The sequence below is a fragment of the Haliscomenobacter sp. genome (assembly GCF_965225875.1).
Taxonomy (GTDB): domain Bacteria; phylum Bacteroidota; class Bacteroidia; order Chitinophagales; family Saprospiraceae; genus Haliscomenobacter.
Genome location: NZ_CBDDBS010000002.1, coordinates 3170739 through 3196508, shown reverse-complemented (window position 1 = coordinate 3196508; position 25770 = coordinate 3170739). Strand labels below are relative to the sequence as shown.

20 protein-coding genes are annotated in these 25770 nt (G+C 46.5%); 5 read left to right on the top strand and 15 right to left on the bottom strand.

Translation table 11 applies throughout. The annotated features are described in order from the left end of the window. Positions 1-30 precede the first annotated feature (30 nt). Complete coding sequence (locus ACO08K_RS15410) at positions 31-891, top strand: ABC transporter permease (RefSeq protein WP_421797296.1); 861 nt, start codon at positions 31-33, stop codon at positions 889-891. Positions 892-1068: 177 nt separating this feature from the next. Here the strand turns inward: ACO08K_RS15410 and ACO08K_RS15405 are convergent, their stop codons facing one another. From ACO08K_RS15405 to ACO08K_RS15390, 4 genes are all read right to left on the bottom strand, one after another. Continuing rightward, positions 1069-2067, bottom strand: a complete 999-nt coding sequence (locus tag ACO08K_RS15405; protein ID WP_421797295.1) for an META domain-containing protein — start codon at positions 2065-2067, stop codon at positions 1069-1071. Positions 2068-2118: 51 nt separating this feature from the next. Continuing rightward, positions 2119-3051 (bottom strand): universal stress protein, encoded by a 933-nt coding sequence (locus ACO08K_RS15400; RefSeq protein ID WP_421797294.1) that lies wholly within the window; start codon positions 3049-3051, stop codon positions 2119-2121. Between the two features lie 257 nt (positions 3052-3308). Beyond that, the gene (locus tag ACO08K_RS15395) at positions 3309-4211 is read right to left on the bottom strand and encodes a TraB/GumN family protein (RefSeq protein ID WP_421797293.1); all 903 of its coding nucleotides are present in this window, start codon (positions 4209-4211) and stop codon (positions 3309-3311) included. After that, the gene (locus ACO08K_RS15390) at positions 4212-5138 is read right to left on the bottom strand and encodes a DUF3137 domain-containing protein (protein ID WP_421797292.1); all 927 of its coding nucleotides are present in this window, start codon (positions 5136-5138) and stop codon (positions 4212-4214) included. Positions 5139-5247: 109 nt separating this feature from the next. On the opposite strand from ACO08K_RS15390, the gene ACO08K_RS15385 reads away from it, so the two are divergent. Further along, the gene (locus ACO08K_RS15385) at positions 5248-7167 is read left to right on the top strand and encodes a serine hydrolase domain-containing protein (protein WP_421797291.1); all 1920 of its coding nucleotides are present in this window, start codon (positions 5248-5250) and stop codon (positions 7165-7167) included. Between the two features lie 69 nt (positions 7168-7236). On the opposite strand, the gene ACO08K_RS15380 is transcribed toward ACO08K_RS15385, so the two are convergent. Both ACO08K_RS15380 and ACO08K_RS15375 read right to left on the bottom strand, forming a co-directional pair. After that, positions 7237-8733: an OmpP1/FadL family transporter gene (locus tag ACO08K_RS15380; RefSeq protein WP_421797290.1), complete on the bottom strand. Its 1497-nt coding sequence runs from the start codon at positions 8731-8733 to the stop codon at positions 7237-7239. Positions 8734-8855: 122 nt separating this feature from the next. Then, entirely contained in the window at positions 8856-10319 is a 1464-nt protein-coding gene (locus ACO08K_RS15375; protein WP_421797289.1) for a hypothetical protein, read from the bottom strand. 177 nt (positions 10320-10496) lie between these two features. Between ACO08K_RS15375 and proS the strand changes: the two genes are divergently transcribed. Continuing rightward, positions 10497-11966 carry a proline--tRNA ligase gene (proS, locus tag ACO08K_RS15370; RefSeq protein ID WP_421797288.1) on the top strand — a complete coding sequence of 490 codons (1470 nt, stop codon included), beginning with the start codon at positions 10497-10499 and terminating at the stop codon, positions 11964-11966. A gap of 101 nt (positions 11967-12067) precedes the next feature. On the opposite strand, the gene ACO08K_RS15365 is transcribed toward proS, so the two are convergent. From ACO08K_RS15365 to ACO08K_RS15340, 6 genes are all read right to left on the bottom strand, one after another. After that, on the bottom strand, positions 12068-13117 hold the full coding sequence (locus tag ACO08K_RS15365) for a phosphotransferase enzyme family protein (RefSeq protein WP_421797287.1): 1050 nt from the start codon (positions 13115-13117) through the stop codon (positions 12068-12070). Positions 13118-13138: 21 nt separating this feature from the next. Then, positions 13139-14041 (bottom strand): nucleotidyltransferase family protein, encoded by a 903-nt coding sequence (locus tag ACO08K_RS15360; protein WP_421797286.1) that lies wholly within the window; start codon positions 14039-14041, stop codon positions 13139-13141. A 69-nt stretch (positions 14042-14110) separates the two neighbouring features. Further along, positions 14111-14566, bottom strand: a complete 456-nt coding sequence (gene bcp, locus ACO08K_RS15355; protein ID WP_421797285.1) for a thioredoxin-dependent thiol peroxidase — start codon at positions 14564-14566, stop codon at positions 14111-14113. A gap of 92 nt (positions 14567-14658) precedes the next feature. After that, positions 14659-16377, bottom strand: coding sequence for a M23 family metallopeptidase (locus ACO08K_RS15350; protein WP_421797284.1), 1719 nt, complete (start codon positions 16375-16377; stop codon positions 14659-14661). A 133-nt stretch (positions 16378-16510) separates the two neighbouring features. Continuing rightward, positions 16511-17209 (bottom strand): leucyl/phenylalanyl-tRNA--protein transferase, encoded by a 699-nt coding sequence (gene aat / locus ACO08K_RS15345; protein ID WP_421797283.1) that lies wholly within the window; start codon positions 17207-17209, stop codon positions 16511-16513. 52 nt (positions 17210-17261) lie between these two features. Continuing rightward, on the bottom strand, positions 17262-18350 hold the full coding sequence (locus ACO08K_RS15340) for a COX15/CtaA family protein (RefSeq protein ID WP_421797282.1): 1089 nt from the start codon (positions 18348-18350) through the stop codon (positions 17262-17264). 570 nt (positions 18351-18920) lie between these two features. Here ACO08K_RS15340 and ACO08K_RS15335 point away from each other — a divergent pair. Beyond that, the gene (locus ACO08K_RS15335; RefSeq protein WP_421797281.1) at positions 18921-19583 is read left to right on the top strand and encodes an SOS response-associated peptidase; all 663 of its coding nucleotides are present in this window, start codon (positions 18921-18923) and stop codon (positions 19581-19583) included. A gap of 185 nt (positions 19584-19768) precedes the next feature. On the opposite strand, the gene ACO08K_RS15330 is transcribed toward ACO08K_RS15335, so the two are convergent. The 3 genes from ACO08K_RS15330 to ACO08K_RS15320 form a co-directional block, all read right to left on the bottom strand. Beyond that, positions 19769-21022 (bottom strand): aminotransferase class I/II-fold pyridoxal phosphate-dependent enzyme, encoded by a 1254-nt coding sequence (locus tag ACO08K_RS15330; RefSeq protein WP_421797280.1) that lies wholly within the window; start codon positions 21020-21022, stop codon positions 19769-19771. Positions 21023-21264: 242 nt separating this feature from the next. Further along, a complete protein-coding gene (locus ACO08K_RS15325) occupies positions 21265-22365 on the bottom strand; it encodes a diphosphomevalonate/mevalonate 3,5-bisphosphate decarboxylase family protein (RefSeq protein ID WP_421797279.1) in 1101 nt (366 codons plus the stop codon). Positions 22366-22543: 178 nt separating this feature from the next. Further along, complete coding sequence (locus ACO08K_RS15320) at positions 22544-24907, bottom strand: M1 family metallopeptidase (protein WP_421797278.1); 2364 nt, start codon at positions 24905-24907, stop codon at positions 22544-22546. Between the two features lie 328 nt (positions 24908-25235). Between ACO08K_RS15320 and tnpA the strand changes: the two genes are divergently transcribed. Then, on the top strand, positions 25236-25682 hold the full coding sequence (gene tnpA, locus ACO08K_RS15315) for an IS200/IS605 family transposase (protein WP_421797277.1): 447 nt from the start codon (positions 25236-25238) through the stop codon (positions 25680-25682). Positions 25683-25770: the final 88 nt, after the last annotated feature.

Sequence of the window (25770 nt, the reverse complement as noted above, 5' to 3'; positions counted from 1 at the left end):
TTGAAGACCAACTAAAAGGTTAATGGGCTTATGGACACCTCTACTACTACTACTGACCACTGGGACATTGTCATTACCCCAAAAAAATCAATCTTCGAGCTAAACCTGCTCGAGGTATGGAATTATCGGGATTTGCTTACCCTGTTTGTGCGGCGAGACATTGTGGCCCAGTACAAACAAACCATTCTGGGGCCCCTCTGGTATTTCATTCAGCCGATGCTGACTACCATTATGTTTACCGTAGTGTTTGGCAATTTGGCAGGTATCTCTACTGATGGTATTCCACCCATGTTGTTTTATCTGGCGGGCATTACCAACTGGAATTATTTTGCTGAATGTCTCAATAAAACGAGTACTACCTTTCGCGACAATCAAAACCTATTTGGTAAAGTATATTTTCCCCGTCTGGTCGTACCCTTGAGTATCGTGGTGTCCAATTTGGTGCGCTATGGCATTCAAATGATCTTGTTTGTGGCTTTTTACCTGTACTTCCTCTGGCAAGGCAAAGGCATTGCGCCCAATTCAGCGGCTTTCTTGTTTCCCTTTCTGGTTATATTGCTGGCAGGCTTGGGCCTGGGTTTCGGCCTGATCATTACTGCATTGACAACCAAATACCGCGACCTGGTATTTTTGGTGCAATTCGGTGTACAGCTTGCCATGTATGCCACTCCGGTGATTTATCCACTCAGTAAAATCCCGGCAGATTACCAGTGGATTGCACTCGCCAATCCGATGACTTCATTGATCGAAACCTTTAAATACGGCTTGCTCGGGCAGGGTACTTTTTCCTGGTGGGGATTGGGATACAGCACGGTTTTCACGGTGGTAGTGATGCTGTTGGGCACGGCAATTTTTAATCGGACGGAGCGGACCTTTATGGACACTGTGTAAAACACATCAAATTTTTAGGATACTACCAAAGCAACATATTTTTAGCACAAAGGAAAAAAAGAGGACACAAAGAACACAAAGTTAGACGTTGACGACGCTTCGCTTTGTGTCCTTTGTGTCCTCTCTTTTTTTCCTTTGTGCTATTTAAATTCAAGATGGCTGAAGCCTGTGCTACTCTTACCTCAAATTCGCCATAGGATAATCCTCTGGCTTCAACTTCGTCCCCAAGGAAGGTTGAAAGGAACCATCCGCTGCCTGTACAAATACCCGCAATACATCCTGGGCAATCCCCCCTTGTGGCGCACTGATTTGGCGTACAATCACCTCAATTTTTCCGTCGTTGTTCAGGTCTTTAAGCCAGGCATCCTGCTGGATGTTGACCGATGGTTCGTCGTTGGCCAGGGCGAGGGGCATTTCAACCATCATTTTACCTTCTCTCAGCCGGTACATGGTGATGGAATTTGAGCCTTTATTCCCGGGAACCCGGAGGATGTACAAATCACCTATTTTGCCAATGGCGTAGGCGCCGAGACGATAGGCTTGCTGGAATACTGAGGCACTGGTGGGGTCAAACAGGTTGTACATGTTGAACTCAACCGTCTCGCCAATAAAAGGATAAGCATCAATATTTGTTCCCTTTAAAATGCTGAACAAGTGCATTTGGTTGGGTGCCAGGTTGGGAAACAAACGGAGCAATTGATCCATATCAGCCGTTTCCTGGTTCTGAATATCGGCAATGCTGGCGATGGTTTTCTTTTCGAAATGCAATTTGATGCCATTTTTGCAATTAATGGTCAGCAACTCGCCAGCTACCTCACATTCGTTAGCCTGTTTGACCGCACTCACAAAGCGGGCATCCCAATTTTCATTGTCGCAATATTTTTCGGTTGCCACCACATCACCTACGGTAAGTTTGCCGTCATCGAGGGTATAGGGCGCCGAGTAGGAATTACAGGAAGCATTGCCGGTCAACTTACCTTCCAAAAAGGCCAAGTTGATTTTTAACCCAGGAGGGGTGGTTTCTTTTTTCCCAGACTGTTCGATCATGTAAAACTCCCAGTCCGTTCCATCCAGGTCAACCTGGGTTATCGCCGCTTTGGATTTTTCGTTTTTACAAGCTACGCTTGAAAAAATCAGCATCAACAAACCAAGCGTGTACAAAAATATAGGGCGCATAGCGTCAATTTTTGACACAAATGTAGAGCTTAGGAGGGAAACCCCCAAACGCTATTTAACCACTAGAGTTGGAATGTTTTGATTCAGCATCAGCAGTTTTTCGGTCACACTGCCCAAAAGTAACAACTCAACTTTGGAATGTCCTTTGGCACCCAATACGATCAAATCTGCCTTTTTGTCTTCGCAATACTGGAGCAAGTAAGCGCCAACATTGCCATAACCTTGTTCAATCAGGTCAATTTCAATCGCCTCATCTTTGGCATAGGTGTTGATAAAATCCTGAAAAGCAGCTTTGCGATCCTCTTCCATCACCACCTTGAGCGCTTCGTAAGAATTGCGCACTTTGTACGAGAATACGGCTGGCAACTCAAATACATTCACACAAATGATTTTGGCTTTTTCCACGAGTTGTTTATTGAGTGCAATTGCTGCTTTCAATGCCCGTAAGGAGTAGGGTGAAAAATCGACCGGGACTACAATGGTTTTGAGTTGAGCTTTACTTTGCTCAGGTACGATTAGGGAATTACCAGTGGATTTCCGCACCAAATTACGCGCCAGAATGCCGTGATTCCCTGTTCCAGATCGCTGGCCTACTACCAGCAAATCGGCACCGGAAAGCCGGGCTTCCTGGAGTACTTCTTCCAGTGGATTTCCTTGCCGGGTGGAGTAATGCACTTTGGGGCCATCGTTTTCATCCAGGTATTTGAGCACTTCTTGTTCCATGTTTTTTTGCACCTCATCCTGGTGCTGAAAATTGTCAAACAAGTGCTTCATGTTTTGATTGAGGTCGGTCACATACAAATCTACTTTGGGCAGTACATGCACAAAGGTGAGTGCCTTGAGGGGCAATGCTTGCGCCATGAATTGCATATAACGCAATACACTTTCATCCGCTTTGCCCATTTCCAAAGCGGCCAGCAAATAATTGAGTTCAAAAGCGCTGTTTGCTGATTGTACACTTTCTACGGCAGTGGTAGTAGACATGGCTGCGTGTTTTAAGGAACCTGAACTGGTTTCAAGCTCCAAATTACCCGCAGAAAAAAAATCGGGCATTGAGTGATGTCAAACCTTAGCTTGATTTTTCTCAGTACTACACACCAAAATCGGAGAAAGATTGATCAGTTTTAGATTTGGCAGGAGAATCTGGCGCGGTAGAGACGCACGGCCGTGCTTTTTTGACATAAAATCCGATTCAGAGTGCACGGCCGTGCTCGTATAGAGAGACGCACGGCCGTGCGTCTCTACTTGACCGGTTCCACGGTATACCCAGCGGCCCTCAGCAGTGCAATTACCCCTTGAGCGCCCCCTAGATGCCCGGCACCCACCGCAAAAAAAGTGGCTTTGTCCTGCATCATTTTTTCCATAACGGGTATCCATTTTCGATTGCGGTTGACGAGGAGGAGGTCATTGTAGTTGTTGGTAGCATCATCTTCCCCCATCATGGTTTGCATGGATTGGATGTCCTGTTTTTTGTACAAATCGACCAATTGGTCAAATTGCGTGTCGCTGGCATCCGAACCGGATTTGATGCTCTCCAACAACATTTGTGCCTGGGCCCGATAAGGAATGCTGTCGAACATACTCATTTGAAAAGCGGCCGTTTCGAGTCCCTCTACTGGCTTTTTTTGAGACTGTGCCATCTCCAAAAACTCCATTTCGTAGGAAACAATGTCTTCTTTTTTTCCACCATCTCCCCCCGTCATGGCGCTGGGATCCAGAGCCGAAAGAAACATGGGTTTGATGCGGTTCAAAAATAACATGGGCAAACCAGCTTTATCAAAATGGTCTTTAACCAGTTCATATTCCTCCTTGCTGAATAAGTCTTGCAGTGTAGTATCGTTTTTCATAAACGATTGCATCAGCAGAGGTAACAGCGACATAATGTCACTCATTTCTTCCATGTCGATTTCAAACGCTACCTGTTTGGCCCGGTCAAAAGACTTTTTGGTACCATCGGTGAGAAAAAAATCCTTTTTGCCAATCATGTGAATGGTGCCGTACAAAAAGGAGGCCTGATTCAAGCCTTTACCTTTGATCTCCCAAATCAGGGATTTTTCCTGAGGGATCAGTTCCATATTTTTTTGGGCATATCCCGACAGGATCAAACCCAAAACCAAAACAACAGCGGTGAATATTCTTTTCATTTAATGCGTTTTATCAAAATCTTCAACTATTGCCAATAAGAGGGACACATCCTCCAAAAAACTACGGATTAGCTCAAAACTTAAGTTGGAGCGAAAAATGTAAGGTTCCATCACGTTGCGGGGCTCCGTAACCGCAAGAAAAATGTGTTTACCCAAAAATGAAAAATACAACTCTTTGCCGGTGGCCTGACAGTAGGCAACAATGGCTTCCTGCATGGGTTCGGAAAGAATGCCCGCCACATGGGTATTGAGTGAGGCATAGGTCACAAACATTTCCTGGAAGGGCTCATACAGAATTTCATCATCCATGTTATGGGCGTTCAACCAAGTAAATTCTTTAATTGAACGCAAAAAGTAATGCTTTAAATGCCTGGGCCAACAGGCCACTTGCCCGTAGGTCTCCTCCGGAAAAATGGCGTGTAAAAAAATTCCTTTGAATACGTTTTGTAAGCCCGTTCCAATGGTCGCATTTTCCTCCACCAACAATTCACACATTTCAAAATCCATTTCACCCACCCGTCCTTCGATGAAATCTTCTCCCTCAAAAACTACTGGTGTACAGGCAAAAAGTTTACTCGCAAAAAACGTTCCCTTGTCCAGTGATTTTTCCGGTTCGTAGGTCAACTGGCCAATATTGGGCTCTTCTTGCAAAAAGTTGAGCACCAATTTCATCACGTGCGGTTTGAAAGTCTGTAAAAATTTACGAATCCGATAACTCAAAAAAATCAGGTAGAACACAATGGGAATGGCCAGCACCATGGTGAACAGCAAAATATTGACATAGAACTCAAACAACACTACGGCAAGCAGCAATATCCCCGAAAAAATCAACAAACGCAAGAGGCGAACCCGCTTGCGCTCCATACGCATGAGTTCGGGGTGAATGGTATGATTGTAATAAATCCGAAATTTATCAAGTTGTCGCATACAAAATAAACAAGCTCCAAAATACCAAAGCTAATTAAAAACCCACAACTTCTCAAGCCCTCTTCTTCTCAAGTCTTTTGTACTTTTGCCTTCAAAACCCAAACGAACAATGCACTACCTTCATTATTTCCCTAAAATCGCCTTCCTGATTTGTTGGATTGTGCTGAGCTCCTTGCAAAGCCATGCACAGTTGCGGCTCTTTGGCAGAGACAGTAGCCTGTTTTATCGCCTGGATACGGTGATCGAACAACAACGCAGCGAACAAGAGATCATCGGTATGGCCGTCACGGTGGTAAAGGATGAAAAAATTATTTACAATAAAGGTTTTGGTTACTCCGATTGGGAAAACCTCAAGCCAGTTACCAGTGAATCTGTTTTTCGTTGGGCTTCCATGTCTAAATCCCTCACGGCTTTGCTGGCTTTTAAACTCCAGGAAGAAAAACTGGTAGACCTGGAAAGTTCTGTCTCCACCTATTTGCCGGAGTACCCTTATCCCATGGTCAAACTCAAATACTTGCTGCAAAACCGCAGTGGCCTCGGGCATTACACCGAAATGACTCGTTTGTATCCTGACTGGAGCAAACGATTGTTGAATTATCCCTCTCGCGACACCTTTAATGCCAAAGCAACCGTCGACATTTTCCGGGAAGCGCCGCTGGATTTTCAGCCAGGTGAACGTTTTTTATACTCTACTTTTGGATTTATCCTGGCGGGCGCCACTTTGGATCAAATTGGCCGCAACAGTTTGGGTGTTGGGTACCTGGGCCTGGTCAATGAATTGATTCGCAAGCCCTTTGGAATGACTACGCTGGAGCCTGATTACATCTTCAACAACAATCCCAACGAGGTTTCAGGCTATTACCTGGATGGCGATTGTGACATCCAAACCCGTAAGGACGACGATGTGAGCTGGAAATTGTCGGGGGGTGGTTTTCAATCTACCATTGGCGATTTGGGCAATTACATCATTGCATTGATGCAGCGTAAACTGCTGAAAAAAGAAAGCTATGAACTCTTGTGGAGCAAACAACCCGATGCGGATTATGCCTATGGTTTTGATGTACGCGGTGAAGGTAAAGACCTGCGGGTAGGCCATGCGGGCAGCCAAAACAAAACCCGGACCATCTTCATCATGTACCCTGAAAAAAAGATTGGTGTAGGGGTTATGTGCAATTCCGAATGGGCCGAACCCGAACTCATCGCACTAAAAGTGCTCAAAGAAATGGGCATCGAGCCTGAAGAGGAAAAAGAATATGTGCGCAATTGCAATACCAAAAACAAGTCGAACTACCGCTACCTCGGCATCTGGCAAGAAGGCCCAAAACACCAAATGGTTCGAAAAGGGTACGGCTCGCGCCAGTTTCAAGCCGAAGTCAAACACCTCAGTAAATATGGCTACAACCTGGTGGATGCCGACGCCTACCTCGACAAAAAAAATGTACGGCGTTGGGATGCCATTTTCCAACAACACGTCCCTACCTCCCAATTTATCGCCCATCAAAACCTCGACAGTTTTCAGCTAAAAGTCAATGCTTTCGCCAAAACGGGATGGCACCTGATTGACCTAGAAACCTACATCGCCAGCAATCAACGCTTATGGTCAGGCGTCGTGACCCAAAACGAAAACAAAGCAACCCTGGTAACTGAACTAGAAGCCGAAGCTTTTCAGAAAAAATACGAAGAGCTGAATCGAAAAAACCTGCGCTTGATTGATTTTAAAACCTACTGGACTGGTCAAAAACGACTTTGGGCTGGGGTGTTTACCCCCGGTTTTGATAGTCACGCTTTTTTCCGCTCCCTTTCGCAGGATGCCTTTTTTACCAAAAATGCGGAGTTGAATAAGCAAGGTTTGCAATTAGCCGACATCGAAATTTACACCCTAAACGGGCGGGAATACTGGTCGGGCGTATGGCGGCAAGAAAAAGAACTTTTTGAAATCCTGAGAGACACCAATTACTGCACCCAAGAGCGCAAGGGCAAAGCTGTTGCCAAAAAGGGGATGGAATTGGTAGATTGGGAAAGGTATTGAGAAAAAGTTGAGAAGGTTGAGAAGTCGCTCGCGGTAGCCTCAACTTTCTCAACCTTCTCAACAAAAAAATTAAAACTTCACGCCCAAGGTAAACACCACGTTGCCTATAGTATACTTATTCTCCACTTCCTGCAAGGGCGCATTTGTGGTGATGTATGGGTAATAAGTCTCCGTAATGGTGCTGTGCCGATAAGCCATATCCAGGAAAAACTCATCTTTGCGGTAACCAATCCCGGCGCTGATCACCGTACTCCGGGTATCATCATTCTGGAAAACCGAAGGCAAAATGCCATAACCTGCCCGGAAGCGCAGTGCATCAAACACCAGCTCGCCACCAATGCGCACATTGGTCACGGGGCGGAGTTGTCCTCGAATTTTATCGTTGATTTCGTCCTGTGCTTCGGGGTACTCATCATAGCCAAATTTGTTGTTGGCATAATCGACGTGTTCCACTTCGGTGCTGATGAAACCTCTTTTACCCACTATCAACCCAGCCCCCAAAAAGATTCGCCAAGGTGTAGATTGGGTATATTCAAAAGTCCCTTCCCTAGTGGCTTCAGATCCTAAAAAAGCCCCTTGTTCCCGACGGTCTTCGTAATAATTGTTTTCCAGATTGTTGGTATAATCGTCGTTGAAGGCATAAACCGTTGGGGTATGCAAGGCTGCTGACAAGCGTAATACTTGGTTGGGTTTGATCAAGATCCCAATCTTGCCATTGATGCCCGTACCTGAGGTTCTCAACTGCTCACTGTATCTCAAGTCGCTGAAATAAGGTATCGCCCCACCCGCAGCGGTGCTATCGTCCCGCTCGGTGTAAATTTTTTCTACAGAGTAATTTGCCATGGGAACTCCTAATGAGATACCAAAGGCAAATTTATCGTTGTAGTTTCCCGCAAATGAAAAGCTGACCTCGGACAAAGAACCCCGACTGAACATGGTCTGCCCCCGACTCAAATTTGCTTTAGGATTTAAGTCGTAATCTACATCGTAAATGCCATCTGCTGGATCGAAGTCATAAATCGAACTGACCTCATTGGCCAATCCTGTTTCAAAACCATCTACTCCTTCTCCACCGTTGGCCAATTCTTGAAAACGTTGGGACAAAGACCCTTGGGAACGGCCTTGAAAAGTAAAGGCCCGGTTAAAGTTAGCCAGGTGATTGACGGCAATGCCAAAATTGAGGTTGGTCCAATTGGCAGATAAAGGCTTGGTTGCAAAAACAACACCGAAATTGTGCAAGTTAAATGCAGTCCGGGTATCTGACAAAGCAGCATTACCTTTGCCACTCAACAACCTTGAGCTGGTGTTGGTAGACAAAACGGCGGGAGTTATGGTGTATTCCGAACGCCGGAACATAGCCAACCCTGCCGGGTTACTCACCAAAGCCGACATGTCTGCCCCAATGGAACCCATGGTGTTGCCTACCCCGACATTGCGTGCAGTGCCTCCTACTTCAAATTGGGAATAACGAACTGCATCGCCTACGTTTTGAGCGAAGAGCCCAGTGGTCATTAGCGAAAAGATCACACTCCACGCTACATTGCGGGTTTGCGAATTACATTTCATACATCTCTTTTTTAAAAACGAGGATAAAAAAAGGTGGACACCAGCTAACCCGATCTCCACCTCCATATTATAAGGTGTACCTGAACCAATTTCTAGTGGTTCAATACTTCTTTAGGTTTGTATCAATTTTGGCGACCTCCCGAAGAAGAACTCCGACCTCCCGAAGAAGAGGAACCAGAAGAACCAGAGCTACTTGGGCTTGGGTTGGAACCACCAGCACTTGGCCGACTACCACCGCCATCAAAGCTGCGTGGGGCAGAGCTAGAGCCAGAATTGTTGAACCCACTGGAGCGACCAGAGTCATAGCTAGGTCTTGAGTAACCACTACCACTGTTTGAAGGGCTGCTGTTCCGTGGAGCACTGTAGGTGTCGGTACTGCGGCTGCGCTCATAAGAACGATCCGGGGTGTAAGTCCGCGAACGCTCCAAAGAGCTGTTGTCCGTTGAACGTGGAGCAGGCTCGTATGAACGTGGCCGGCTATTGTATGGATCCTGCGTAGTGTTTGGGCGCAGGTTCTGGCGATCGTCCGTGTAAGTACGAGCACCGTTGTTGCCGTTATCGATCCGACGGCCACCGCTGAATGGATCAGCTGTTTCTGGGCGACGGGTTTCGTTGCTCGGGCGGTTGAGGTTTTCGCGGGCATCGCGGTAACGATCGGTGGTGTTTGGTGTACCAAGGACTTCACGGTTTGGATCCGTATTCACTCTTGGGTTCCCATTACCAGGTACCGTACGATCACGATCGTAGCTAGGAGCTTCATCCAATTTGCGGCCACCGCTATAGTCTGGGCGAACTGTTCCAGGATTCGACTTGATGTCTGAATCGGTGAAACGAGGTGAACGACCATTTGGATTGTCGATGCCTGGTTGGGTACCAACCCCGCCGCCGCCTGTACGGGGGCCGTAATAAACGTTGCGGTTGTTGTCGTTGTTCTGATTGTTGGTGTAATAGTTGATGTTGTTGTAATAGTAGTTGTTGCCCCAGGTAGGCGTATTGAACCAGCTATTACCCCAATAAGAACCACCAAAACCATTGCCGAAAGAGTTCCAATTGTTGAAACCAAAGCTGTTCCAACGACCGAAGCCAAAGGACAAACCAGGGTTACTCCACATGCAATATGGGTCGTAATTCCCCCAGGAGTTCCAACTGTTAAAGCGATTGAACCGGTTCCAGCCACCATAAGCCCAACCGTTCCAGCGGTTGAATCGGTTGAAACGATTGAATCCGTAATACCCAAATGGATCATCGTAAATCAAGACCGTTACACCAGGACGTGCAAATGCATCGTAATAGTAGGCATCTACATAGATGGGGTCAAAATAATTGAACCCAGCATAAGGCCGGTGAAAACGGCGGATACGGGACGTGTAGTAGTAATCATATTCCTCGTCGTCGTAGTTCTCATCATAAGTGTACTCCTCGGTTTGAGCGGGAGTAGTTTTGGGTTGAACCTGACGACGTTCTGTGTAGGTGCGGTTGTTGTTTCGTTCAGGATCATAGTACACATCGTCGTATTGAGCGAGTGCAGCAGTAGCGCTAACCCCAAAGAGTAACAGCAACATGGTAAGTTTCATCAGCAATTTCATATTTAAAAGTTTTGCTTGCGGAATTATTGATGTCATAGTCACGTTATTTACAACATCGAAATTATTACTTTTGCGCCACACTTGTTGTTAAAAGAATGATAAAGTGTAGCTTGCACGGCGTTAAAGTTTATTTTTTGACGCTTTAACAAGTGTTAAGATACAAATTTTTGGCAAAATATGGCAAAAGAGATTACTTCCAGGGCTGAGAATTATTCCGACTGGTACATCGACATCGTAAAACGAGCCAATCTGGCCGACAATTCAGCGGTTCGCGGCTGTATGGTCATCAAGCCTCATGGCTTTGCAATTTGGGAAAACATTCGGGATCAACTGGACAAAATGTTCAAAGAAACCGGACACGTCAATGCTTATTTTCCCTTGTTCATCCCCAAAAGTTTTTTGAGTAAAGAAGCCCAACACGTGGATGGCTTTGCTAAAGAATGTGCAGTCGTAACCCACCACCGCCTCATGAATGCGCCGGATGGCAGCGGTGTAGTGGTAGACCCTACGGCCAAATTGGAAGAAGAGCTGATTGTACGCCCTACTTCTGAAACCATCATTTGGGATACTTACCGCACCTGGATCAACTCTTACCGCGACCTGCCCTTGCTGATCAACCAATGGGCCAACGTGGTGCGTTGGGAAATGCGGACCCGCTTGTTTTTGCGGACCACCGAATTTTTATGGCAAGAAGGGCATACCGCACATGCCACCAAAGCGGAAGCCGAAGAAGAGACACTGCGCATCCTGGACATCTACGCCACTTTCGCCGAGGAGTACATGGCAATGCCAGTGATTCGGGGCATCAAAACCGCCAACGAACGTTTTGCCGGAGCAGAAGAAACCTACTGCATCGAGGCTTTGATGCAAGATGGTAAGGCTCTGCAAGCAGGTACTTCCCACTTCTTGGGTCAGAATTTTGCCAAGGCATTTGATGTCAAATTCTCGAATGAAAACAACCAACAGGAATTTGTTTGGGCTACTTCCTGGGGGGTATCAACTCGTCTGATGGGGGGCTTGATCATGACGCACTCCGACGACGATGGCTTAGTGATCCCACCAAAACTTGCACCTACGCAGGTGGTGATCATCCCAATCCCTAAACCTACTCCTGCCATCGATGAGGTGGCTAAAAAAGTAATGGCGGGTTTGAAAGCCAAAGGCGTTCGGGTCAAATACGATACTGACTTAAAAACACGCCCAGGCTTTAAGTTTGCAGAGCATGAATTGCATGGTATTCCGATTCGTTTGGCTATTGGCGAACGCGATTTGGCCAATGGACAGGTCGAAGTAGCCCGCCGCGATACCAAGGAAAAAATGCAACAGCCACTGGAAGGCATTGAGCAGTACATTGAAGATCTGTTGGTGGAAATTCAGGCCAATCTTTTCAATCGTGCCAAAGCCATGCGGGATGCCAATATCACCAGAGTTGAGACCTTCGAAGAGTTTGAAGCTGTTATCAACCGCGATATTCCAGGGTTCATTTCTGCGCACTGGGACGGTACTACCGAAACGGAAGAAAAAATCAAAGAATTGACCAAAGCAACCATCCGTTGTATTCCATTGGATGCTGTAGCTGAAGATGGCGTCTGTGTTTTGACAGGCAAGCCTTCACAGCGGCGGGTATTGTTTGCCAAGGCTTATTAAGATAAACCCGAAAGGGTCAAATTATTTTGCCACAAAGGCACTAAGACTCCATGGGGCTTAGTGCCTTTGTTTTTTTGTGGCTATTCTTTACGAATCGTGGTTTAGCAATACCGCTTCAAAATCGCCTGCAATTCATCCTCTCGCTTTTGGATAGACTGGTACAAAGCCTGTTGATTCCGCGCCCGCACCAAATTGTGCTCGGCGTAACGCACCTTGTAATACACATCCCCGTTGAGGTAATCACCTAAAAAGCGCATCATTTGTTCGAGGATGATCCAAAAAGCGCCTTGCAAAAGATGGTCTTTTTCAACCGGGGTCAAGGCGGATTGAATTTTGGGCACAAAACCACTCGCCAAACCTTCAAACAAAGGCAAAACCACTTCCACTTTATTCACATCCGCTTCGTCTTCCGAAAAAGTAGGCGTCATACTGCGCACCATATCTCCAAAATCCGACAAAATGCTACCCGCCTGGATAGTATCCCAATCAATCACTGCTATGGCCTCGCCACTATGGGCATCAAAAAGCACATTGGCAATTTTGGGGTCATTGTGTACAACCCTTAAGGGCAAACCCAGATCATGAATGTGTTGAAAAACCCTCGCTTCTTTTTGCACAAAGGCTACCTCATCGCGCACTTCAGCAAGGCGCCCCGCCGCATCTTGTTCAACTGCTTTTTGGAACTGTTGAAAGCGGCTCAAGCTATCATGAAACCCAGGTAGGGTATCCTGCACCAATTGTGGATCGAGGTCGGCCAGGCCATTTAAAAAGGTGCCCACTGCAGCCGCCGCTTGTTGGGCTTGTTGGGGATTTTCGGCATGTTCGACTGCAACACTGCCCGCCAAATAATCCACAGCACGCCAACAGTTTCCTTCTTCGTCAAATAAATAGCCCTGCCCATCAATGCCGGGAAGCAAACCTGGCAATTCCAGATTGAGATTTTTGCTGCGCAAATGCGCCAAAACCACCCGGTAATTGTGCATTATCCGATCCGGATAGGGAAAAACGATGGTATTGATGCGTTGCAACACCAGTTTTTCACCTTGCACTGAAGTACCAAGCCAAGTGTCATTGATGTTGCCGCTGCCGAGTGGCGCGAGTTGAAGGCCCTCCGGAAAACCGAAGTAGTCAAAAACGGTGGAGAATGGCATGTTGCGATCGATTGGATGGGCCTACGCCCACAATTGTTCTGGATAACGCCCTTCGGCAATAAATTGCTGGAAGGCTCGGGATACGGTACCTCGATCTTCCTGATAGGTTACTCCGTACCAAAGGTCTTGGCTTGGCAGTAAACTGACCTTCAGCCCCTGGTGGTTCATCATGTTGTTGACCGCGGTGGGAATGTAAAATTCAGCCTTGGGTTTTTCCCAATTGTCCTGGACAAACTGCACAAAATCCTTGCGCAACGATTCAAATATGCTGGGATGAAAGCCCCAAAAATTCATGGATACATAGGTCTCGTCCGGCAAGGCTACTTTTTGACCTGCTTCTTCATAGCAGATTTGTCCATCTGCTTCCCGGCCAATCTTGGTGCGCTCCGTTACGCTCAACAATTTGAAATTGGCGTCTACTTCACAAACACCCCGAGACACAAAGCCATTTTCGGAAAGGGTATTGGCCAATACATAACCAATCATGCAAAAATGTTCGGGCGCACAGTCACTGGTCAAAAAACGCGCCATGGAACGGAAACCATCAACCCCGTAGTAATCATCGGCGTTGATCACGGCGAAAGGTTCCTTGATGGTTTCGTAAGCAACCAAAATAGCGTGGCCGGTTCCCCATGGTTTTTCCCGCGCGGGGAATGCATCCACTCCTGTGATGGGCGTATCGTATTCCTGGTACACAAAATCAATCTCGGCTACCTCGGCAATTTTGTTGCCAATTTTTTCCATAAATGCCGCCTCAATGTCTTTGCGGATCACAAATACGATTTTGCCAAACCCGGCTTGCAAGGCATCATAAATGGAATATTCCAGAAGTATTTCATCGTTTGGGCCTACGCCATCGATTTGTTTGAGTCCACCGTATCGACTGCCCATGCCCGCAGCCAGTATCAGAAGTGTTGGCTTCATGTGTTTTGTTTTAGCCAACCCGTAAAGGGAAGCGGCTAGGAGAATTGTTGAATGCGGGCAAAATTACATTTATTCCCCTGCTCCTAGTATTTGTTCGGCATGGTTTTTAGTGACAACTTTGTCAATTACCCGTTCAATCACCCCTTTTTCGTCAATGATGAACGTGCTACGCAAAACGCCATCATAGGTTTTCCCATACATTTGTTTTTCGCCCCAGGCGCCAAAAGCTTTGATCACCTCATTATCTGTGTCGGCAATCAAGGGAAAAGGCAGGTTAAACTTTTGAATAAAATTCTGTTGCTTTTTAGTTGAATCCGGGCTAACTCCAAGTAAAGTGTAACCTTTTGCTTTCAACTCACTGTAGCCATCGCGCAAGCTGCAATTTTCAGCTGTACAACTGGGCGTATTGGATGCGGGATAAATGAACAGGATTAATTTTTTGCCCAAATAATCCTTTGATGAAATGGTTTCGCCAGTTTGAATCACAGCAGTGAAATCCGGTGCTTGGTCTCCAACTTTTAACATGCTCTCTCTTTTTTGGTGGTTTTATATAGAGACGCACGGCCGTGCGTCTCTACTTGCACCAGAACAAAAAAGCCCAGTCTAGGTTCAACCCATCAGCGGGTAAAATTTTTCTCCCAAATCCGTTTATTTCCCATCCCATCCGACACTTCCAGGTGAAAAACATGAGCGCCAGGTGTTACCCTCGGCGTAAAGCGATAGGTAATGCGATCGTATTTTTCATCATAATCCATCAACACCCATTGTCCATCAATTTCAGCACGGTAAGTCAAACCTGGCATGCTACCGGCATTGCCAAAATTGTCGTTAATCCGAAATGAGATGGAGTTCACTTTGGACAATACTGGCGTAAATCGCTCAGGGGTAATGGTTGGTGGAACCGTGTCAATTTTGATACAAAACTCTCCAAGGGTACGTACGTCAGCCTTGAGGCTACCATCCGCTTGCCATTTCCCTCCGTAATTGGTTACCCGACCATTGCTGTTGCAATAGGCCACAAAGGCTTTGTGCCGAAGTGAATCTGGCAATTTGATGGGTTTGAGCGCTATGCTGTAAAAACTGTGCACGGGGGTACGGGTGTTGTGGAGAATATGGACTTTGGAAAAAACGTTGGCCGAGCGTTCCGGCACTACGCTGTATTGGAGGTAACAATCTTCGTAAAAAATCTTTTCCGGAAAATGGATTTTCACATCGCTGGTTTGAATGGCACTCGGTAAGTTGTATGGCAAAAGGTAGTTGTATTGACGGGCGGTGGCTTTCACCAACGCAGTGTCCAATTTGACCCAAAACTGAGTACGTGCAGTATTGCCAGCTACATCTTTGACGACGATGTTCACTTTGCGGGTTTGTTTCTCCGCAATGTTGAATTTGCCATTTTCCAGCACCTGATTGTACATAGATAAACCATTGCCGGGCAATAAGAAACAACGATGGAAATAAGAATTGCGCGATACCCTTTCTTCATAATCAACATGGGCATTGATGTAGCGGGTTTCTGAAAAATCAAGTTTTTCCACCGCAAAATGATAAACAGGTTTGTCGTCAACCAGCAGGTCAAGTGTATAAATGCCATTCCAGTTGTTCACGCCATCCATGTGGTCGTAGGCTTTGATGGCCAGGCCCACTTGTTTGGTTTTGACTTTAAGGGTATCGCCAGTTACGCCGTATTGGGTGTTTTTGAACAGCAGGGGAACCCGGCGGGTTTCGGCCAATTGGTTGTTTTCGGCAATTTGGTAAATTTTCAGTTCGTGCACCCGGGGCGGGGTGTTGTCCAGTACCTGTAATCCAAACAACAATGGATTGATGGATCGGTCGGTCGCGGTTTCCCGAATTTCAAAATGGAGGTGTGGACCAAAGGAATGGCCAGTATTGCCCATTTTGGCAATCAGCTGGCCTTTTTTAACCGGAAAGCGCCCCGTTTCGGGGTACAATTCGACAGCGAACTGCTGCGCTGCATACTGCTTGTCTTCAATGTATTTGGCCAACTCCGGTGAAAAGCCACTCAAATGGGCGTACAGGGTGGTATACCCATTGGGGTGCCGAAGGTACATCACGCTACCATATCCTCCAGGGTTGATTTTGATGCAGTACACCTCGCCGTCACCCGCAGCATAGATGGGCACGCCTAAGCCCCCCTTGATGTCGATACCAGAATGAAAATGGTCTGGTCGTAATTCACCAAAAGTACCTGAAAGTCGCAATGGGCCACTCACTGGCGCGGCAAAAAAATCCTTGGGGTAAATACCTTCAGTACTGGGCACTACAAAAGCCAGCAACAACAGCGGAAGTAAAAGCGAGAGCAGTCGAATCAGCATAGCGTTTCGGAATCTTTTAGTTACAACGTTAAATTGTTTACAGAATCTATTGCATCATTTAGCCTTTGGGAGAGGATAGGTTCTAAACGTAGCGAGTTGATGAGAAGCTTTGAGTTTCTGAGGCTAAAATAAATTATTCTGCGAGAACTTGTGTCCAAGAGCCTGTTAAAGTCTTCAGCTTTTTATTTTCCTGTAGGTAATTCAAAAAAGATTTGCGGCTAATTGGCTTGGCTCCGAGGCTGCCCAGGTGTTGGGTTTGTTGTTGACAATCAATCAGGGTAAAACCTTTTTCACGTAGTTTTTGTACCAGGGTGATGAAGCCAAACTTGGAAGCGTTACTCACCCGGGCAAACATCGATTCTCCAAAAAAGATTTTCCCCAGGGATATCCCGTACAAACCACCCACGAGATTTCCCTCCTGCCACACTTCCACAGAATGGGCATAGCCCAGTTGGTGGACTTGAACATAAGCCTGGATCATATCTTCTGTTATCCAGGTGTCTCCCGATTGACCATTTCGATTGGATTGCTGGCAGCCGCGCATGACTCCTTCGAAATCCTGGTCGAAACTGACCTGAAATTTCTTTTGATTGAAATAGGGCCGCATACTTTTAGACACTACCAATTCATCGGGAAACAAAACAAAACGAGGATCCGGTGACCACCACAAAATAGGATCACCTTCATTGAACCAAGGAAAGATACCCCCGGCATAAGCCTCCAATAAACGCGCTGGAGACAAATCACCACCCACCGCCAGAATTCCTTCAGGGGTAGCTAGTTCTGGTGCTGGAAATTCCAAGGATTGATCATCCAACCAAAAAACGGGCATCTTCGCAAATAATTAACATTAAAAAAAGTTTTCCACAAAGTTTTCCACATTTTCACTTTTTTGCGTCCAGGCGCAGGTGATAATTAAGGAAAAGGATAATTGTAAGGAGTACTAAGGCTCCAGCTTGGTGGAAAACACCGAGGCCAACAGGCACCGTTCCCTTACAGTACAACAAGGTAAAAATTCCCAACAAAACTTGTATAAAAATCATTGTGGGAAGTAGAGGAAGAGCTCTCCGGAAGGGGCCTTGGGGCGCATTGGTCATGGCTTTGTAAAAATACCATAAAACAATGATAACCAGCGCATAAGCCAAGCTCCTGTGCATGAGTTGTACCAAGGCTGACATGAAGGGGCCACGGTCGTAGTGTATGAAATTGAGGCTGTTCCATTCACTACCTTGCAAGACCACGGAGGGGATCCATTCACCGTTCATTTGAGGCCAGGTTGGGTAAAAAAGCCCCGCTTTCATCCCCGACATAATGCCTCCTAATACAATTTGTACACCTAGTAGGATTGCTATCCACAATCCCCACTTTTTTAACAAAACCGTGTGGATAACTTGTGGATAACTGGTGAAAGTTGTCAACAAAGTCCAGAATAAGGTACTGTATACCGCCAATGCAATGGACAAATGTAAAGTTAACTTGTAGGCATTTACCCAGGGGCGATTGACTAAACCACTGGCAACCATGATCCAACCGAAGGAAGCTGCCAACGCTGCAAGTAAAACCACGACACCTAGACGCCGGAGCAAGGCGCGGTCAATCCAGCCTTTGAAATAAAAAAACAAAAAGGGGATCAAAAAGACAAAACCCATTGAGCGAGCCCACAGCCGGTGGAAATATTCCCAGAAGTAGATGAACTTGAATTCACTCATGCTCATGCCTTCGTTGATTTTTTGGTACTGGGGCGTTGCTTGGTATTCTTCAAATTCTTCTTGCCATTGTGCCGCGTTCAACGGTGGTAAAGTGCCAGTTACAATTTCCCACTTGGTGATCGAAAGCCCGGAGCCCGTAAGGCGGGTCACACCACCAATCACCACTTGCATAAACACCATAAAAACCCCAATCATTAGCCAAACCTGAACGGCTTTGGGATAAATAAATGCAGCAGACTTTGAGGAAGCAGTTGCGCTTGACATTCTTTTGTTTTTTTTCTCGAACAAAGATAAGCGCTTTTTTTTGGCAAATTTTTTCAGCCGAAGCCGCCCTATGATTAAATAAAATGATTTTAAATTAAAAGACTAATCAGGTTCATCATCAGCAGTGTTAGTATGTGGAGAAAAAAATGGGTTAACTAGAGGTTATCTCATTGTTAAGATTTTGATTACGCTTATACACAACAAACCAACAGGCGAAAGTGAGCCTAATCAAGTAGTTCGGACTTTTGTCCACAATGCCCCGAATACTTGTTAACGGAATAACTTTTTTTGACGAGATTGTGAACGAGCCGTTGGTGGGCAACTCATTTTCGGGCATAGCGTAAGGAAAACGCTGTAGAGAATGGGGATAACTTTATTTCTAAAGACCAGATGTTAACGAGTGTGCATAAGTAGGGGCTAAACTGACGCTTTTCCACTAAATTGAGGTGGAAAACGTTTTGAACTAAAATGCATTCTATCAAGGTTTTAGGGCAAAACCTAAAAAAGCCCTTGTTGGTAACTTTTTTGATTTATTTTTCCACAGCTCAACAATCACCAAACTGCATCGGTATGTGCGGACGCTATTCTTTTTCCACATCCAAAGCCAAACTGGAGGCTGAACTGGGTACTACACTAGAGATAGAAGACGATGAACTCCAGTACAACTACAATATTGCCCCTACCCAACGAGCATATATTGTCAGCAACCAGGCACCGGGAGCATTACAATTGTTCCAATGGGGACTGATTCCCTCCTGGTCCAAAGACCCCAAAATGGGCGGCAAGATGATCAATGCCAGGGCTGAAACGGTGCTAGAAAAACCGGCTTTTCGCAATGCTATTCGTCAAAGGCGTTGTTTGGTGTTGGCGGATAGTTTTTATGAGTGGAAAAAGGAGGGCAAAGACAAAACGCCTTTTCGGATTCTTCCAGCGCAAGGCGAGTTACTGGTCATGGGCGGAATTTGGGAAACCTGGCGTGGCGAAGGAAAAGTTATCCACAGTTTTTCCATCATTACGACTGGTCCTAATGCGGAGATGATGCCGATTCATGATCGGATGCCACTGGTGCTGCCTGATCGGGAGTCACGACAATTGTGGCTGGAAGAACGAAACCCGGCGCTGATTGAGGAGATGTTGCATGTGCCTGCTGATGGGCTGTTGAAGATGTATCAAGTGTCGGATACGGTGAATTCGGTGCGGAATAATGGGGAGGAGTTGCATGAGGGCTTATAGCTAAGGTGACATCTATAGTGTCTGTGGTTTCTTAGGTGGTGAAAAAAGTGTTCTTTAACACCTAAGAGAAACCGCAGGCACCATAAGAATTGCCTCAGATGCTACTGCCGAAGGTCAAAAAACAAAACCCCTGGAACAAGCGAACTTACCCCAGGGGTTATTGATCATATCATTCAAAAAGCCAATTACCGCATATCCGCAATTGCCTCCAATTTTTGTACATAAGCACCTGCCTCCAATTTCTCTTTGATGTCTTTGAAAGCCGCCAGCGTCAGATCTACATCTTCATCGGTATGTGCAGCAGTAGGAATCAAACGCAGCAGGATCATGCCCTTCGGAATCATCGGGAACATCACCACTGAGCAGAAGATGCCGTGGTTTTCACGCAGGTCTTTTACCAGGTTACCCGTTTCATCCACGGAACACTTGAGGTACACGGGAGTAACGCAGCTGTTGGTGGTACCCAGGTCGTGGCCCATGGCGCGCAGACCACCTTGCAGGCGATTTACGATGTGCCAGAGTTGTTCACGCAGCTCGGGACGGGTACGCAGCAGTTCCAAACGCTTCAATGCGCCAATCACGATGGGCATCGGTAGGGACTTGGCAAAAATCTGCGAACGCATGTTGTAGCGCAGGTAGTCGATGATGTCTTTGTCTCCAGCCACAAAACCACCGATGGAAGCCATCGATTTGGCAAAGGTACTGAAGTAAAGGTCAACGTCGTCGGTGACACCTTGTGCTTCAACAGCACCAGCTCCCGTTTTACCCAGCATGCCAAAACCGTGAGCGTCGTCTACAAAGAAACGGAAACCGTATTCTTTTTTCATGGAAGCAATTTCCTTCAGGATACCCTGATTGCCACGCATGCCGAATACACCTTCAGAAATCACGAGGATACCCCCGCCAGTTTCTTTGACGTGTTCCTGTGCGCGTTCGAGTTGCTTCTTGAAACTTTCGAAGTCGTTGTGTTCAAAAGGAAAACGTTTGCCGATGTGCAAACGAACCCCATCGTAAATACAGCCGTGGCTGTCTTTGTCGTATACGACCGCATCGTGGCGGCTGAGTACAGAATCAATGATAGAGACTACGGCCTGGTAGCCGAAGTTGATCAGCAAGCCGCGCTCCTTTCCAACGAAGGTGGCCAGCTCTTGCTCCAATTGTTCGTGGTAAGGCGTTTCACCCGACATGATGCGTGCCCCCATCGGGTACGCCATCCCCCACTCCGCGGCGGCTTCGGCGTCTGCCTTCCGAACTTCCGGATGGTTGGCCAAGCCCAGGTAATTGTTCAAGCTCCAAACAATGCGCTCTTTCCCTTGAAAGATCATGCGGCTACCGATTTCACCCGAAAGCTTGGGGAATGCATAATAGCCGTGCGCCAAGGCTGCATATTGTCCCAATGGACCGCGGTTGTCTAATAATTTCTGAAAAAGATCCGCCATTACAAATTAGTTTTAAATTTGGTTCGAACTCTTTACCGAATTCAGTGGGCAAAGATATATACTTTATCGCTTTTTGCACAAATTCCGACAAAAGTCATTCGTAATCAATTAGCGAGGAAAAACGAAATCCAAAGAATGGTTGAGGAGTTGAGGGGTTGAGAAGTTGAGGCTATCGCAGCGGCTTAGACAAGGTCTTCGTTAAAAACGCTGCGGTAGCCTAAACTTCTCAACTCCTAAACTTCTCAACTAAATTTTATCGGTCCATTACCCACCCGATCCCGAATCATTTTCCCTTCCTCACAGAGTGGCAATAGTTCCGACTCTATAAACGGAGCAACTTGCTCGGCAATTTCAGCAGGATACAACAAATGTAAGTTGGGACCGGCATCAAGGGTGAAGTAGAGTGGCTGGTTGGTGTCGTTGCGGTACTCCCGGATTTTTTCAATCATCGCCAGAGAGTTGGGTTTCATCAACAGGTAGGGTGGCTGTGAACTCATCATCAGCGCATGGAGGGTGAGTGCTTCGAGTTCAGCGATTTCACCGAAGGCATGTACATCTCCGGCTTTAAGCACATCGACCAATTTGGCCATGTTGTCGTTGGCCTGTTGGTAACGGGCTGCGGCGTATGGGTTGCCTTCCATCAGCTGATGGCCGGCACGGCTGGATACACTTTTTTCACCTTTGCTCACAATCAGGATATCGTCGTGGTAAGTGTGGAAAACGGGGTGAACCCAATCGGCACAAGGGCTGGCCCAGAGGTCGGTGCTGCCTGCGAGTTTTTCCAGGGTGCCCCATTCGCCCATTACGGGATACAAAGAGCGGCAAGCACTACCCGAACCCAAACGGGCGAGGTAAGATGCTTTGCGGAAAAATTCAGCAGGGCTATTCAAGGTGCCAAACAATTCCTGCTCCATCGTACACAGGCACAAGGCCAGCGCACTCATGCTGGAAGCGGAGGAGGCAATGCCCGCTGAGTGGGGAAAGGAATTGGAAGAATGAATGCTCAATTGAAACTGGGTTAAAAAAGGCATGATTTCACTGGCTGCCAATTCACTCAAAAACTTGTTGATCTTTTGGGCAAAGGCAGGCTGGGCCTGGCCTTCAAAATAAAAATCCAATGCAATGTCACCACCCTCCTGAGTACGCGGGCTGTAGCTCAGTTCGGTTTCGGTATAGGCAGCCTGTAAGGTAAAACTGATCGAGGCATTGCGGGGGAGTTGTTGTCCGTGTTTGCCCCAATATTTGACAATGGCAATATTGGACGGACTCTGCCAATGGATGTCGCCCGAAAAAGCATAGTCTGGTGCCATGCGCAGGAGTGGATTGCGATAGTGGTTTTGCATTGTTGAAGGGTTGATGGGAGGTAGAACACAACAAGTAGGGGAGTGTTCAAACTTTTGACAAAGGTAGATAAAATGTGGTCTAGCAGTATAGGTAAATCAATAAGTGTATATATTGTTTTTAATTTAATGCAAAAAAGAGAGTACAGGGTATTCCCAATACTCTCTTACTTGGATTTATTTAGTTTGATCCATTGCTTTTCCCTTGCATCTTCTTCGCTTTCTGCATTGGATTTTCCCCAGCTTCCATAAATGGCAAACGCCCACCAGCACCTTTGAACAACTCAAAACGGCTCATTTGTGGCTTGGCTGGAAAGTAGTTGTTTTCCATGTCCACATCCGAAGTTTCGAGGTAAGGATCGAGGGAGATTTGTACTGCCTCTTTTTCGGTGGTGAACACCTTAGTGACTTCCTCGTTGTTGAGGCGCCAGATTTCTACTGGGATGCGGAACTCTTTAAAAGTCCCATCAGCAAAATCAAAACGCAGGATGAGTGGCATGACCAATCCTCCCTTGTTTTTGAATTTGATCTCGTAGTAATTTTTATTGGCGCTGAGGATTTTTTTCTCCTCCTCACTCAGGCTGTTGAAGTATTTCTGGTAATCTTCCTTGTCGAGAATGGTCACCTGGAGTGGGTCATAAGAAGAGTAAAAATCCTTCAAACTTGGATCGATGTCTTCCTGGGTTTTGACGATTTCTTTTTCGTTGCGGATGCTGCTGATGTTACGTGGTTGCTTCTCTTGTTCTTTGCGCGCCAGGGTCTTTTCTACCTCGGGATTTTTGCTGTCGGGGCGGTACCATTTTACATCCTCCAGGGCAATGTCCACATTGTCGCAGGTATAGAACCAGCCACTCCAGAACCAGTCGAGGTCGATGCCACTCGCATCTTCCATGGTGCGGAAGAAATCGGAAGGCGCGGGGTGTTTGAACTTCCAACGGTTGGAGTACATCTTAAAGGCGTAGTCGAAGAGTTCTCGACCCAATACAGTTTCACGCAGGATGTTCAATGCAGCGGCGGGTTTTCCGTAGGCATTGTTGCCGAGTTGGGAAACCTGTTCGGAGTTGGTCATGATGGGCTCCAACATTTTTTTGTCCATCTTCATGTAAGGCACAATGCTGTTGGCAGGTCCGCGGCGAGAAGGGTAGTCCCGCTCCCATTGTTGCTCGGCCAGAAACTGAAGAAAAGAGTTGAGCCCTTCGTCCATCCAGGTCCATTGGCGTTCATCGGAGTTGACAATCATCGGGAAGTAGTTGTGGCCTACTTCGTGGATGATTACACTGATCATGCCATATTTGGTTCTTTCGGAGTAGGTGCCGTCTTTATCGGGGCGACCGCCGTTGAAGCAAATCATTGGATATTCCATCCCGATCTGATCGGTGTGGATGGACCAGGCTGCTGGATAAGGATAATCAAAAGTATAGTTGGAATACCACTTGAGGGTGTGGGCTACAGCTTTGGTGGAATATTGTCCCCAAAGTGGGTTGCCTTCTTTGGGGTAAGCGGACATGGCGAGGACACTGCTTCCATTGGCTTGCTTAACCGACATAGCATCCCAGATGAATTTACGGGAAGTAGCAAAAGCAAAGTCGCGTACATTGTCGGCTTTGAAACGCCAGGTTTTTTCTCCTTTGCCTTTTTCTTTTTCGTTCTCGCGGGCTTCCGCTTCGGTCACAATAATTACTGGATGGGTATACTCAGTTTTGGCTTTTTCAAAGCGCGCCATTTGCTCTTTGCTCAAAACATCTTTGGCGTTTTGTAGTGTACCAGTAGCGGCTACGATATGGTCATCGGGCACAGTCAGGCTGACATCATAGTTGCCGAACACCAGGGTGAATTCACCACCACCCAGGAACTGCTTGTTTTGCCAACCCTCAATGTCATCGTATACACACATGCGGGGAAAGAACTGGGCAATGGTGTAGAGGTAGTTTTTGTCTTCGGCGAAGTATTCATAACCAGAACGACCGCCTAGTTTTAAACGATCAACTACATTGAACCACCACTTGATCTTGAAGGTGTATTTTCCTCCAGGCAGGATAGGAGAGGCTGGATCAATGCGCATCATGGTTTTGACCACGGCATGTTTGAGGTCTTTACCAGTGGCATCTTTTACATAATCAAGTTTAAAACCACCGTCAAAAGTAGGGGTGAATCCATCCAGTTGACGCAAAGTCATGCGCTCACTCATGGTGCTTTGACGGGTGGAATAGGTGTCAGATTCTTCGTCGAACAGGTTTTGGTCCAACTGCAACCAAAGATATTCCAATACATCCGGAGAGTTGTTGGTATAGGTGATGGTTTCTTCGCCGTAGATGCGTTGCTTCTCATCGTCGAGTTTGATGTTCATTATATAGTCGGCCTGTTGCTGATAATAGCGTTGGCCGGGCCCACCAGCACCGTTGCGGTAGAGGGTAGGAGTGGGTAGCTCTTCGTGGAGCTGTTTGAATTTGTCTTTTTTGTCGGGCGTTTGTTGTCCCCAGCTTGGAGCAACACACCATGCCAAAGCCAAAAGCAGAAGTGTGATTTTGGTGGTATTTGGTTTCATCGAGTGTGTGGTTTTGAAAGAATAAATGATGAAGATTGTGATGCTTAAAGATACGAAAGAGGTGGATTAAAAAAAGGGGGATGTTCCACGTGGAACATTATGGGGCTTTGGTTTTTTCTACTTCCCACGAACTCTCCACGAATAAATTCGTGGGTTGAGGCGGTGGGGTGGCCTCCCACGGATAAATCCGTGGGTTGGCGTTGCGTTTTTAAGGGGAAGGGTGTATATTTGGAGTGCTTTTATTTATGATATGCCTTTCTGTTAAAGCTATTTTTTTGCACATCCTTTCGAATTGGTATAGTTTCTTAATCTAAAATGCTGTTGTTTTATGGCTCATTCTAAAGTAAGGATGTGGGTGCATGTCGTCTTTTGCACCAAGTATCGGAGGTCTTTTATCTCGCCTGATATCAAGCCTAAAATGTATGAATTGCTCCGCAAAGAACTGCGGAAAAAGAAATGTACTGTGGACGTGATCAATGGAATGCCCGATCATGTGCATATACTTTTGCAGTTGGATGCATCCAAAAGTATTGCGACTTTACTCCATCAATGTAAGGGTGGAAGTTCAAGTACGATCAACAAGGAGGGTTGGTTTGATCGTGAATTCAAGTGGTCGGTAGGTTACGGCGCTTTTTCGGTAAGCCAATCCTTAGTTGATAAAGTTCGAACCTATATCCTCAACCAGGAAAAACACCACGAAAGAATCAAATTCAAAGAAGAATACAACCGACTCCTCAAACTCCACGGCCTAGAGCCGGATGATCTTGATGATTGAAAATCTGCTTTTTTAAGCTTAGTTTCTAGTTTTAAGCTTCTCCGCCAACCCACGGATTTATCCGTGGGAGGCCACCCCACTGCCTCAA